The organism is Celeribacter baekdonensis B30 (assembly GCF_000299875.1).
In the GTDB taxonomy this organism is placed as follows: domain Bacteria; phylum Pseudomonadota; class Alphaproteobacteria; order Rhodobacterales; family Rhodobacteraceae; genus Celeribacter; species Celeribacter baekdonensis_A.
The window spans coordinates 299,049-311,831 of record NZ_AMRK01000001.1 but is presented as its reverse complement, the minus strand read 5'-3'; the positions used below and the strand labels follow the sequence as shown (position 1 = coordinate 311,831).

14 protein-coding genes are annotated in these 12,783 nt (G+C 57.1%); 7 read left to right on the top strand and 7 right to left on the bottom strand.

Translation table 11 applies throughout. From position 1 onward, the window contains the following. Positions 1 to 121 precede the first annotated feature (121 nt). From B30_RS01485 to B30_RS01455, 7 genes are all read left to right on the top strand, one after another. Positions 122 to 607 (top strand): TRAP transporter small permease, encoded by a 486-nt coding sequence (locus tag B30_RS01485; protein ID WP_009570207.1) that lies wholly within the window; start codon positions 122 to 124, stop codon positions 605 to 607. Further along, positions 607 to 1,908, top strand: coding sequence for a TRAP transporter large permease (locus B30_RS01480; protein WP_009570206.1), 1,302 nt, complete (start codon positions 607 to 609; stop codon positions 1,906 to 1,908). The genes B30_RS01485 and B30_RS01480 overlap by 1 nt, the downstream gene beginning before the upstream one ends. A gap of 21 nt (positions 1,909 to 1,929) precedes the next feature. Continuing rightward, complete coding sequence (locus B30_RS01475) at positions 1,930 to 2,940, top strand: TRAP transporter substrate-binding protein (protein WP_009570205.1); 1,011 nt, start codon at positions 1,930 to 1,932, stop codon at positions 2,938 to 2,940. Between the two features lie 106 nt (positions 2,941 to 3,046). Next, positions 3,047 to 4,027: a VOC family protein gene (locus tag B30_RS01470; protein WP_040401809.1), complete on the top strand. Its 981-nt coding sequence runs from the start codon at positions 3,047 to 3,049 to the stop codon at positions 4,025 to 4,027. Positions 4,028 to 4,029: 2 nt separating this feature from the next. Next, the gene (mhpA, locus tag B30_RS01465; RefSeq protein WP_009570203.1) at positions 4,030 to 5,523 is read left to right on the top strand and encodes a bifunctional 3-(3-hydroxy-phenyl)propionate/3-hydroxycinnamic acid hydroxylase MhpA; all 1,494 of its coding nucleotides are present in this window, start codon (positions 4,030 to 4,032) and stop codon (positions 5,521 to 5,523) included. 4 nt (positions 5,524 to 5,527) lie between these two features. After that, entirely contained in the window at positions 5,528 to 6,370 is an 843-nt protein-coding gene (locus B30_RS01460; RefSeq protein WP_009570202.1) for a fumarylacetoacetate hydrolase family protein, read from the top strand. A gap of 38 nt (positions 6,371 to 6,408) precedes the next feature. After that, entirely contained in the window at positions 6,409 to 7,206 is a 798-nt protein-coding gene (locus B30_RS01455; protein WP_009570201.1) for a DNA-binding transcriptional regulator, read from the top strand. A 10-nt stretch (positions 7,207 to 7,216) separates the two neighbouring features. On the opposite strand, the gene B30_RS01450 is transcribed toward B30_RS01455, so the two are convergent. The 7 genes from B30_RS01450 to B30_RS01425 form a co-directional block, all read right to left on the bottom strand. Further along, entirely contained in the window at positions 7,217 to 7,771 is a 555-nt protein-coding gene (locus tag B30_RS01450) for a carboxymuconolactone decarboxylase family protein (RefSeq protein WP_009570200.1), read from the bottom strand. A gap of 130 nt (positions 7,772 to 7,901) precedes the next feature. Next, positions 7,902 to 8,807: a glucose-1-phosphate thymidylyltransferase RfbA gene (rfbA, locus tag B30_RS01445; RefSeq protein WP_009570199.1), complete on the bottom strand. Its 906-nt coding sequence runs from the start codon at positions 8,805 to 8,807 to the stop codon at positions 7,902 to 7,904. Next, positions 8,800 to 9,654: a dTDP-4-dehydrorhamnose reductase gene (rfbD, locus tag B30_RS01440; protein ID WP_009570198.1), complete on the bottom strand. Its 855-nt coding sequence runs from the start codon at positions 9,652 to 9,654 to the stop codon at positions 8,800 to 8,802. Before rfbD ends, rfbA begins: the two co-directional genes overlap by 8 nt. Beyond that, positions 9,651 to 10,700 (bottom strand): dTDP-glucose 4,6-dehydratase, encoded by a 1,050-nt coding sequence (gene rfbB / locus B30_RS01435; RefSeq protein WP_009570197.1) that lies wholly within the window; start codon positions 10,698 to 10,700, stop codon positions 9,651 to 9,653. The genes rfbD and rfbB overlap by 4 nt, the downstream gene beginning before the upstream one ends. Next, positions 10,697 to 11,260: a dTDP-4-dehydrorhamnose 3,5-epimerase gene (rfbC, locus tag B30_RS01430; RefSeq protein WP_009570196.1), complete on the bottom strand. Its 564-nt coding sequence runs from the start codon at positions 11,258 to 11,260 to the stop codon at positions 10,697 to 10,699. Before rfbC ends, rfbB begins: the two co-directional genes overlap by 4 nt. Positions 11,261 to 11,610: 350 nt before the next feature. Further along, entirely contained in the window at positions 11,611 to 12,126 is a 516-nt protein-coding gene (locus B30_RS22085; protein ID WP_009570195.1) for a hypothetical protein, read from the bottom strand. Between the two features lie 196 nt (positions 12,127 to 12,322). After that, positions 12,323 to 12,595: a hypothetical protein gene (locus tag B30_RS01425; protein ID WP_009570194.1), complete on the bottom strand. Its 273-nt coding sequence runs from the start codon at positions 12,593 to 12,595 to the stop codon at positions 12,323 to 12,325. Positions 12,596 to 12,783 lie beyond the last annotated feature (188 nt).

The following is a 12,783-nucleotide window of genomic DNA, read 5'->3' as shown; positions in this document are numbered from 1 at the left end:
CATATAGTTTTTGATGACTTAGCGTTGGGAGGAACGCCATGGAAACGCACAGGTTTCCCTTTGCGCGACAGCGCGGGGGGCGGGTTTTAGCTGCGCATAAAAGCTCTGAAGGGCGCGCGGCATGATCAACGGAAAATATAAAAAGCGCATATCAAATACCTTCTTGGCTGCCGCTGCATCCTGCTTTCTGTTTGGAGCTGGGGTGACCGTGACGGATGTGATTTTGCGGGCGGTTGCGGGTATGAATGTGCCTGCCGCCATTGAACTGACATCCCTGTCCATTGGTTTGGGTGCGCTGCTGTCGATGCCGGTCTGTTACGCGAAACGGACCCATGTGACGGCCAAGCTGTTGTCCGAACTGTCGCCAAACCGGTTCACCCGGCCTTTGGGCGTTGTCGGCAGTATCGCGTCGCTGATCTTTGCCGGGCTTTTGTTTTGGATTTTGGCCGAAAACACCCTGTCCAAACTGGGCTCACCCGAAACCACCGCCGATTTGGGCGTGCCGGTGTCGATGGCGCTGATGGTGGTGACGCTCACCCTCTTGGCCGCTCTTGTCGCCGCGCTGGCGGCGGTTTGGTTCTCCGTGAAAAATGAGAAGGATTGGTGATGAGTGGGATGCTTTTGGGTGGCATGGGGTTCTTTGCCGCGATCGTGATGATCTTTCTCGAAGTGCCGGTTGCTGTCGCCCTTGGTCTTGTCGGTGTGTTGGGATCGGCCATGATCATCGGCTTGCCCGGTGCCATGGCGATTGGCGCGACAACGACATGGGACAGTCTGACCAACTACACGCTGACCATGTTGCCGCTGTTTGTGATGATGGGCAATTTGGCCGCGCGCAGCGGGCTTTCGACCAAGCTCTATCAATCCATGTCTGTGCTGATCGGACACCGTCGTGGCGGCTTGGCACTGGCAACGATTGGCGCGTCGGCGGGGTTTGGGATGATCTCCGGGTCGTCCTTGGCCACCACCGCCACCATGGGCCGGATTGCCTTGCCGGAAATGAAAGCCGCCGGGTATTCGCGCTCGCTCTCCGCCGGGTCGGTGGCTGCGGGAGGCACGCTTGGTATTCTGATCCCGCCGTCAACGGTCCTGGTGATCTATGCCTTTATTGCCGAGCAATCCATTCGTGACCTGCTTTTGGCCACGGCCGGACCGATCTTTTTGGCTGTTCTACTGTACTGTCTGGCGATCTGGGTGCCGATCTGGATGGGGTGGTCTGTGGCACCACAGCGGGTGCGAGCCGAAGGTCCGGAACGGCGCAGCGCGATTAAGGAATTGCTGCCCCCGGTCGGTATTTTTGGCCTGATCATGGGTGGGCTTTATTCCGGCGTGTTCACCGCCAATGAAACCGCCGCCATCGGGGCCGCCGTGGTTTTGGCCTATGGTTTGCTGGCGCGGCGTTTGTCCTTTGAAGGTTTCATGTCCGCGATCATGGACACGGCGATGACTTGTGGTGCGCTCTATCTGGTGTTGATCGGCGCGAACTTGTTTAACTTTTTCCTGGCTCTCTCTGGCCTGCCATTTTCCCTCACCGGGTTGTTTTCCGGCATCCTGGACCAACCGCTATTGGTGATCTTGTTGATGCTGGCGATCTATCTGGTCTTGGGCACGTTGATGGACAGCCTGGCGATGCTGTTGCTCACCGTGCCACTGTTCGTGCCGGTGGCGCAGGCGGCGGGGATCGACCTTGTGTGGTTCGGGATTTTTGCCGTGATGGTGGTGGAAATGGGACTAATTACCCCGCCCGTCGGCATGAACCTTTTTGTCCTTAAAACCGTCGCACCGGACGTCAAGCTCACTGAGCTTTGGAAAGGGGCGGCCCCTTTTGTCATAGCCGATTTCATTCGCGTGGGGATCATTATTGCTCTGCCCGCGCTTGTCATTTGGCTGCCCTACCATGCGATCTGATCAGAAAAACGGGAGGAAACTATGATCAAAACTCTACTCAAAGCCACCACTGTGGCGCTTGCCCTAGGCCTGTCTTTTGCCGCGTCTATGGCAGAGGCGCGCGAAATGCGCGTGTCGTCTTTTGAGCCTGCACAGGGGTTCTATTCGTCGAAAGTGCTGCAAGCTTGGATCGACGAGGTCAACCCGAAGCTGTCCAAAGGCGCGTCCTTTAAACTCTACCCTGGCTCCATCCTTGGCGCACCGCCCGCACAGGCGGAATTGGTCAAAGCGGGTGTGGCCGATGTGGCGCTGGTTGTGCCGACCTATACGCCGGGTCTATTCCCGATGTCAGGTGTGGTCGAAGTGCCGGGTCTGGTGGCAACATCGGCGCAGGGCACCGCGATCCTCAATGCGCTGGACGAAGACGGTGCGTTGAGCGCGGAATATGCCGATTACAAAGTGATCGCCCTGTTCACCACGCCGGGCTACCGCTTTTTCATGACGGACGCCGCCGCCGCCACGCCTGCCGATCTCAACGGTTTGAAACTGCGCACCCCGTCGAAATTTGGCTCGACCCTGTTTGATCTTCTGGGCGCGTCAGGCGTGTCTATTCCAGCACCACAGGTCTATGAAAACCTTGAACGCGGTGTGGTCTCGGGTGCGGTTTGGGTGATGGACGCCTATCGCACCTTCCGCCTCAACGAAGTCGCACCCTATATCACCACTGCGCGTTTCATCTCCTCGCCCATGGCCGTTTTGATGAACAAACGCACCTATGAGGGCCTGTCGGAGGCGGACAAAGCCGTGTTGGATGAGATGTCCGGTCGGGCCACGGCCGAATGGATCGCCTCCGTTGTCGATCAAACCGATGCCGAGGTCGAAGCGGCGTTTCGCGCGGCGGGCGAGGTGACCTTTGTCGAACTCGATGAAGCAGGTCATGCGGCATGGGATGCGGCATTGGCGGAAGCTCCGGCCAAATGGGTGGCCGAGCAGGCCGATCCGGCAGCAGCCGAAGCTGTGCTGACCCGCGCGCGCGAGGTTTCTGCGCGCTGATCTTCTCTCCGTCTGTCCACAGTGCGGACGGGCGGAGATGACGCCTCGGGATTGGGCCATTTGGCCTATAAAATGAGGTATTCCTGAACAAATGATGGAGAACACCATGGCAATCATTGCTCTGGGCTATCTCGGTGTGCGCTCTGACAAGCTCGACGACTGGGGAGATTTTGCCGGCAAACTGCTGGGCATGCAAAAGATCGACCGTGGCGGCAAGGCGCTGGCGTTTCGCATGGATGACAAGGTCCAGCGGCTTTTGGTCTCTGACGAACCCGGTGAAACACTGGCGTTTCTGGGCTTTGAGGTCGCGGCCTGTGAAGATTTGCAAGCCTATGCCGCCCGTCTTGATGCCGCTGGCGTGGCCGTCGCGATGGCCACCAAAGAACTCGCGGATCGCCGGTTTGTCGAAGATATGATTTGGTTCAAAGATCCGGGTGGCAACCGGGTTGAGCTGTTTTACAAACCGATGATCGCCACCGATCCGTTTGTGCCGGGGCGGCCGATTGATGGTTTCATGACCGGGCCTTTGGGCATGGGGCACGCTGTGCTTCACGTCAAAGACATCGACGTGATGATGCCGTTTTATCGCGATCTGTTGGACTTTCACGTCTCGGACTACGGGTTGGAACCCTACGGGCTGTACTTTTTCCACCTCAACAATCGTCACCATTCCTTTGCCATGGTCGGCTCGGGGCAGCTTGGCTTTCACCACTTCATGGTCGAATTCCAAAACCTTGATGATCTGGGCCAAGGCTATGATTTGGCGCAGATGGAGGAGGGCCGCGTCGCCTATACGCTGGGCCGTCACACCAATGATTACATGACCTCCTATTACGCCCATTCGCCGTCCGGTTTTTTCGTCGAAAACGGCTGGGGCGGCCGGTTGATTGAGCCCGAGACATGGGAGCCGCATGAGACCCATGATGGGCCGAGCTTCTGGGGCCATGAACGACTTTATCTCACCGAAGACACTGGGCGCAAACGCCTGCGCGATATGCGTCTGGATGCCGCCGCACGGGGGCGGCGTGCGCCACCCGTGGCCGATTGCCCATGGCTTTTCGGCGAACTGACCAAACAGGGAAAATAACTATGGAACACTATGATGTCGCCATCGTGGGCTATGGCCCTGCGGGCGCAACTTTGGCTCATCTTTTGGGTCAATGCGGGGTAAAAACGCTGGTTTTGGATCGCGAAAGCGCGGCCTATCACCTGCCACGCGCGGTGCATTTTGACGCCGAAGTGATGCGGGTGTTTCAGTGGATTGGCATCGCCGACGAGATGGAACCCAAAACGGCGCTGCATCCGGGGATGCAATTTGTCGATGCTGACGGCAAACTGTTGCTGGACTGGCCGCGCCCACAGGGCGAAGGGCCGCAAGGCTGGCGCTCGAATTTCCGCTTTCACCAGCCCGATCTCGAAGAGGTGCTGCGAACCAACCTGACCGCCCGCAAAGAGGTCACCATTCGCACCCGCTGCGATGTGTTCAACATTGATGATCAAGGCGATGTGGTCGAGCTGCGGTTCGAAGACATGTCCTGTGGCAAGGTCGAGCGCGTCACCGCAAGCTATGTTGTCGGCTGTGACGGCGCGCGCTCGCTGGTGCGGCGCTATATCGAAACCGGGATGGAAGATTACGGCTTTCACGAACGCTGGCTGGTGGTCGATGCGATCCTGAAACAGGACAAGCCCGAGCTCGGCGACCATTCGATCCAATATTGCCGCCCCGACCGCCCCGCCACCTATGTGCGGGTGCCGGGGATGCGGCGGCGGTGGGAGATCACGGTCAAGCCCGATGAGGATACAAATGAGATTTCCAAACCGGAACGGGTGTGGGAGTTGCTCGCCGATTGGTTGACACCAGATGAGGCCGATTTGGAGCGCACAGCGGTCTATGTGTTCCACTCTCTCGTTGCCAATGAGTGGCGCAAGGGGCGGCTTTTGTTGGCCGGTGATGCCTGTCACCAAACCCCGCCGTTCATGGGACAGGGCATGTGTGCGGGCACCCGCGACGTTGCCAATCTCTATTGGAAATTGGCGTTGATTTGTAAGGGCAAGGTGACGGGCAAAGCCGCAGAGGCATTGCTGGACAGCTACGAGAGCGAGCGCAAACCCAATGCCCGCGAATATATCCAAACCGCCGTGCGGTTGGGTGGCTTGATCAACACTGCGGGCACCGAAGCGGCGCTGCGCGCCGCTTTGCCAAGCACCGATGGCTCCGCACGGATGGAAAGCATCGCGCCGCCTTTGGGCGAGGGGATCGGTGTCGGCGATCTCGCGGGGCGTCTGTTTGGTCAGCCGCGCCTGACCGACGGGCGGCTGATGGATGATGTCTATCGCCATCAGTTTGTCGTCGTCTCTGAGGCGGATTTAGCGCAGGGTTTGAGCCTGCCCGATGGTGTCGCCTTGGTCACCACGAACACATCAAACGCCGCCGATCACCTCGCGCGCCTTGGTGCCCGCGCCACTGTTTTGCGTCCCGACCGTTATACGCTGGGCGGGGCCAATACCAAAGAGGAGCTTGCGGCGCTTTTGACCCTCGTGCTCCCAAATCCAATTGAAACGCAACAACCTGAACGGGTCTGATACAATGAAACTTTGCTCTTTTACCAAGGACGGCACGTCCTCATATGGTCTCGTCAATGAGGCTGGCATCGTCGATCTCGGCAAACGCTTTGACGCGCCGACGCTGCGCGATTTTTTGGCCACAGGCGACATGGCTGCCGCCGCAGCCTTGGTCTCTGCCGAGGCGGATTATGGTTTTGACGATGTGACCCACGAACCGGTCATTCCGAACCCGGACAAAATCATCTGTGTCGGCCTGAACTATCACGCCCATATCGAGGAAACGGGCCGCGAAGAGACCCCGAACCCGGTGTTGTTCGCGCGCTATCAGGGCTCGCAGATCGGGCATAATGCGCCGCTGATCAAACCGCTTGAATCGGATAAATTCGACTATGAGGGCGAGGTCGCCGTGATCATCGGCAAAGAGGGCCGTCGCATTTCAGAAGCGGATGCGATGGGTTATGTCGCGGGCTATGCTTGTTACAACGACGGGTCCGTGCGTGATTGGCAAAAACACACGCATCAATTCATGCCGGGCAAAACATTTGCCGGGACGGGTGGTTTTGGCCCTTGGATGGTGACGGCGGATGAGATCGAAGATCACACCAAAATGCGGCTCCAAACCCGGTTGAATGGCGAAACGGTGCAAGACACAACGCTGGATATGCTGGTCTGTTCGATCCCGCGTTTGATTGCCTATTGTTCGACCATCCTGCCGCTGTTGCCCGGCGACGTGATTGTGTCCGGCACGCCGGGTGGGGTTGGCGCGCGTCGCACGCCACCCTTGTTCATGAAAGACGGCGATCTTTGTGAGGTCGAAGTGTCGGGCGTCGGCATTTTGTCAAACCCGGTCAAAGCCGAAGTCTAAGGCTTACGCGCGGGGGCGGAGTGTGACAGTCTAAACCGATGATTGCCTCTGGTTCCGACACACCTGCGACCGCTTCTGGTGGGTCCGTGCGCGCCCTTGCGCGCGGGCTTGCCATTTTGCGCTATGTGAACCGGATGGGCGAAACCCGCCCCGGTGAAATTGCCAAAGCGCTGAATTTGCCGCGTCCGACCGTGTACCGGCTTTTGGAGACGCTGGAGGAACTGGGCTACGTCGCCTTTTCCGCCACCTCGAATTACGTACGTGTGACGCGGTTTGCCGCCGCTTTGGGAGATGGCTATGCGCTGACCTCTGAGCTGTCACAGGCGGCGGGGCCTTTGTTTGCGCAATATGGCCAACGGCTTGTCTGGCCGCTCGATCTGACCATTTACAACAATGCGGCGATGGTGATTCAGGAAACCACCCATGGCCGGTCTCCCCTGTCGATCGACAGAGGCATGACGGGATATAAACTGCCGGTGTTGCGCACCTCTGCGGGGCGGGCCTATCTGAGTTTTTGTTCGGATGAGGAACGGGGGGTGATCCTGGAGCACCTGCGTCGGCTCAATGATCCCGAGGATGTTCCGTTTTTGGAACAGCGCTGGTTGGGCCAATTGTTTGAACAGACCCGCGCGCGTGGCATCGCCATTCGCGACAGCGGCGAATTTCGCGCCCAAACAGCATCGCTTGCGGTTCCCGTCAGGTCGGGTGGAAATGTTTTGGGCTGTGTCTCCATCATCTGGATTCGCAGCGCCATGAGCACCGGTAAGGCACTTGAAACCTTTACCGGAGCTTTGACGGAGCTTGCCGATAAAATCGCCGGGTCTTTGCCGGATTGAATGCCCAGCCCTAAAGCGGGTTTCGCGCCATCTGGTCGGCGATGTCGTCGTCAATCGGTGTCTCATAGGTCATCAAGATCGACCCAAGAACGGAATAAAACCCCACAGTCGCGATCAAATCGAACACCGCTTCTCGGCCAAGACACTTTGCCAATTCCCGCTCAAGCGGGGTGGGGAGACGGTGATCGTCCAACAGTGCATCGACGGCGCGCACGATCATCCCGTCTTCGCCCTCGGGCATGGCTTTGATCGCCAAAATCCTCTCGTCAGAAAACCCAAGGGCGCGCGCCCGCGACACATGATGCGCCCATTCATAGGCCGACCCAAGCCGCACACCGGTGCGCAAAATCACCACCTCGGAGCGCTCAACCCCAAGCGCTGTGTCTTTGACGATATGCTGCCGCAAAGGTGCCCAAGCGCGCACCAAGGCCGGGTGATGTGCCATCGTGCGATAGACATTGAGTGCGCCAGCGAAACCGCCCCGCAAATCGGCGATGTCATTGGGCCATTGCGCATCCGTGAGCGGCGCGACCTGATCGGATATGGTCTTTTGGGGATTGGTCATGAGTGGCTCCGTTTGCGCCATAAATTTGCGCCATAAAGACGTGGACGGCATCCAAAGGCAATCACCGCGTTTGCTCGGCATGATTGATGGACAGTGTTGCAAGTCTTGTGTGAGGCGCGTGCGTGTTGTTTCAAGACACGCTAAAATGTTCCACCAACCCCTTTTCTCTCAAAAGCGAGGCAAGATATTTCCCGTACTCGGTTTTTTTGAACATTTCGGCATGTTTGCGCATTGTGTCATTGCTGATCCAGCCTTGCGTATAGGCGATTTCTTCGGGACAGCCGGATTGCATCCCTTGCCGCTTTGCAAGTGTGCGCACGAAATTGCCTGCATCCAACAAAGAGCCGTGCGTGCCGGTGTCTAACCAGGCATAGCCCCGGCCCATAGGCTCAACATTCAATGTCCCATCTGCGAGATAGGTTTCCAGCAACGTGACGATTTCAAGCTCGCCGCGCTCAGAGGGCTTGATCTCCTTTGCGCGACGTGGGGCGTCACCGTCGAGGAAATAGAGCCCGGTCACCGCATAATGAGACGGCGGGACAGCCGGCTTTTCAATGATCTGCTCGACGGTGCCGTCGTCACGGAATTTGACCACGCCGTAGCGTTCGGGATCGGCCACATGATAGCCGAACACAGTTCCGCCAATCTCCTTACGATCGGCCGCCTCAAGCATTTCCGGAAGCCCATGACCAAAGAAAATATTGTCGCCTAAAACCAGCGCCGAGGGCGCGCCATCAAGAAAATCCTCGGACAAGGTAAAGGCCTGGGCCAGACCATCGGGAGAGGGCTGTTCGATATAGGTGAAGGACAGGCCCCACTGAGATCCATCCCCCAAAAGGCGTTTGAATTGATCCTGATCGTGGGGCGTGGTGATGATCGCGATCTCTTGAATGCCTGCCAGCATCAACACGGACAGCGGGTAATAGATCATCGGTTTGTCATAGATAGGCATCAGTTGTTTTGAGATGGCCATGGTCAAGGGATACAGGCGCGTGCCCGATCCGCCCGCAAGAATGATGCCTTTACGTTTACTCATGAGACTCGTTTACCTCGTTAATTGTGGTGCGCACGGCGGCGCGCCAATCCGGACGACCCAGCCCGTAAGCCGTCTTCAAAGAGCGACAGTCCATCCGGCTGTTTCCCGGCCTTTGGGCCGGGGTTGGATAGGCCGAAGAGGGGATGTCTTCGACCGCACATGTGATCCCGGCCTCGGCAAAAATCGCACGGGCGAAATCGGCCCAACTTACATCCGGCGCGCCAGAGAAATGATAGGTTCCGGCTGTGTTCGGCTCTGTTTTAAGCCGATTGGCGATTTCGACACAGGCCTGAGCGATGGCACGGGCCGGGGTCGGCCCACCGATTTGATCCGCGACAATGGTGAGTTTGTCGCGCTCTGCGCCAAGCCGGAGCATGGTTTTCACAAAGTTGTTGCCATGGCTGGAGAACACCCATGATGTGCGCAAGATTGCGCATGTGCCACCCGCCGCGCGAATGCCATTTTCACCCAAAAGTTTGGTGCGGCCATAGGCGCCCAAAGGGGCAGTTGGATGATCGGGCGTAAACGGTGTCTCGCCGGACCCATCAAACACATAATCGGTGGAAATATGGACAAAGGGAATGTCGAGCGCGGCACAGGCTTTGGCCATTTCCGTTGGTGCCGCGCCATTGACCAAAGCGACGGTCTCTTCGTCCGTCTCGGCCTTATCCACGGCCGTGTAGGCGGCGGCATTGATCACGGCACCCGGTTTGAGGAGGGCGATCTTTTGAGCGCAGAGGGCAGGATTGCTCAGGTCTGCCTCATCGCGTCCCAAAAACATGGCGTCCGGCAACAGTGCCTGCAGTTCCGTAGCGACCTGACCCGTTTTTCCAAAAACAAGGATCATGCGGTCACCCCAAGCCGTTCGCCAACGCCATGCCGGTTTTGCAACGCCCGCCACCAGCTTTCATTCGCCAGATACCATTCCACGGTCAGGGCCAAACCTTCGTCGATGGTCACGGAGGGGCGCCAGCCAAGCTCGGTGCGAATGCGGGAGGGATCAATCGCATAACGCGCGTCATGGCCGGGACGGTCGGTCACAAAGGTGATCTGATCGGCATAGCTTCCGCTGGATTTGGGTCGTTTTTCGTCCAGAATGGTGCAAAGGCTTTTGACCAGTTCAAGGTTGCTGCGCTCATTCTCACCGCCAACATTGTAGCTGCGGCCCAACGCGCCTTTTTCAACGACCAGCAACAGCGCATCGGCGTGGTCTTCCACATAAAGCCAATCGCGGATGTTCGAGCCATCGCCATAAATCGGAAGATCTTTGCCAGCGAGAGCGTTGAGGATGATCACCGGGACCAGTTTTTCCGGGAAGTGGAATGGGCCATAATTGTTTGAGCAATTCGTCAAAACCACCGGCAGCCCGTAGGTTTCGTGCCATGCGCGTACCAGATGATCCGAACTGGCTTTCGAGGCGGAATAGGGCGAACGCGGGTCGTAGGGGGTTTCTTCGGTGAACATCACGGACGGATCATTTGGGAGAGAGCCAAAGACTTCGTCGGTGGAGATATGGTGGAACCGAAAGCCCTCCGGTTTGCCCGCCTCTACCCAATATTTGCGCGCCGCCTCAAGCATGTTGAAGGTGCCGGAGATGTTGGTTTCGATGAAATCACCCGGCCCGTCGATCGAGCGGTCGACATGGCTTTCGGCGGCCAAATGCATCACCACATCGGGTTTGTGCGTGGCAAAAACAGTGTCTAATCCAGCGCGATTTCGAATATCGACTTGCTCAAACGCGTAGAGGGGGCTGTCTGAGACAGAAGCCACATTGTCGAGACAGGCCGCATAGGTCAGCGCATCGACATTGACCACCTCATACCCGCGGGCAATGGCCAAACGCACAACGGCAGAGCCGATGAACCCGGCGCCGCCTGTGATCAAAATTTTCATGCTGTGGCCTCATATACGAATGGCGTTTCAAACCTATCGAAACTCTGCGCCTGATCATCTTTCTCGGAGATGACAGGGGTGATTTCCTCAATCGGCCAGGAAATCCCACAGCTGTCCCATTTCACCGCGCCATCGCAGTCGGGCGAATAGTGGTCGGTGCATTTGTACACAATCTCGCTGTCCGGCTCCAAAGTCATGAACCCATGGAGAAAGCCCGCCGGGATCCATAGTTGCACGCCATTGTCGAAAGACAATTCCTCGCCATACCAATGGCCATAGCTCGGCGAGCCTTTGCGGACATCGACCGCAACATCAAAAATCCGACCACGTCCACAGCGCACCAACTTGCCTTGTGCATGCGGCGGCGATTGAAAATGCAGGCCGCGCACGGTCCCGACGTCGCGCGAGAGGGAATGATTGTCCTGCACAAATTCGGGTAGGATGAGCCCAGCATCGGCCAAGCGTTTCTTGTTCCAACTTTCCGAAAAAAATCCGCGGTGATCCCCAAAACGAGGCGGTGTAATGCGCAGGACATCCTGCAAGGTCGTGGGCTCGATCATGTCATTATTCTATTGTTGGACCTGATGGTTTGTATGCAACCATAGGTAGCCAATTATGGGGTCAGATGGAATGCGTAAATATGGCCTGATTGGGCCTCGGAAAAGGGGACGCAAATTTGAATTTGATCGGAACGCGTGTTTCGAATGGGGCTATGCCCCAGCTTTCGGAGACCGTCATCGGAGATTCGCGGCGAAAATACCGCCAACAGAGCGTTGCAAAGAAGCAGAGGATGAGAGTTTGAAAGGACGTCTCAACGCTTTTGTCTCACCCTATGACAGAACAAGAGCATCGCCTTGGCCCGGCGGCAGACTTTCGCTCGCTTAATCGGCCCGCACGGGATTTGGTGTGTCTACGGACAGGGCCGAACGCCGAGGCGGATCAACTCGGCGCCCGACAAACGTGTGGCAGAGTAAATTTTAAAACGCGCGTTTGTCATATACCAGTTTCGAATTGCCTCCGGATAGTGGGACGCAATCACCCGAGACCACTTTTCAAACTTGTCAGGCGCAAGTTTTGCACCGTGGTTTGAGGGGCCGTGAAATCCCAAAACCGCTTGAGGGGAGACACACACATCGTTCGCTCCCAAAAACATAGTACAGCTCGACATACAGTTTCCGCGGCGGATTTCCACTTTTTGACCCAACTGATTGATCTGTCGAATCTCATTGTATCGTTCACGGACACTCCCCCCTGGGTCGCCGGTGATGACGATTGTTGCCCCCGGTACTTGAGAGTTTGGCCGCGCAGCATGGGCGGCTGTTGTCATGGATGCCATCAAAAGAGTTGCGCTTAGTGCCGAAACGCCAAAGGCAAATAGTTTAGGAGCGCGCGCAAAATGCGCACGTTTGGTTTGTTTGAAAAACATGAAATCACCCCACGTGATAAGACGGGGTGTTCTCACCCCAGCACACCGATCCCCATCGGCTCACTGTGGAGTAAAGCAGGCAAAGCCTAAAAAAGGGTTGAACGCTGCGGGCGCGTTGTCCGACGATCAATAAAAAAAGGCACCAAAGTTGGTGCCTTTTGATGATCTAGAGCTTATGCCGCAGTTGCGGCACAGCTTAGTTTGTTGTGGAGGTGGTTGATGTCGTCGAGGTGGTGCTCCCACCAGCCAAGCTCGCAGCTGCAACACCGCCGGCAAAAAGAGCGGGGGCGATGCCAGGCAAGAAGTTGGTCGCATCATCTGCGCCAGGCAGCGCCAAGCAAGCTTCGTTGTCTTTGTTGGCCTCGTCTTCGCAATTGATTTCAGTATCAGTTGCGGTTGTGACTTCGGCAGCGGCTGCAGTTGCAGTGAGCGCAAAGGCGGAGAGCAAAAGAAGGGCAAATTTGGGCATGAGTGACTCGCTATCTAGATTTGCGCCTCTTTAAACAAAAGAAACGCGTGTTACAGGCTTAGGTTCTACATAACCTATTTTTGCCCCTGATTATATGGGGAAATGCCTGAAACCTCCACTTTTTGCGTTCACATCCCGCTTTGCGCTAAGATTTGCGCAAAGCGGGATGTGTGCCGCTGAATAATAAT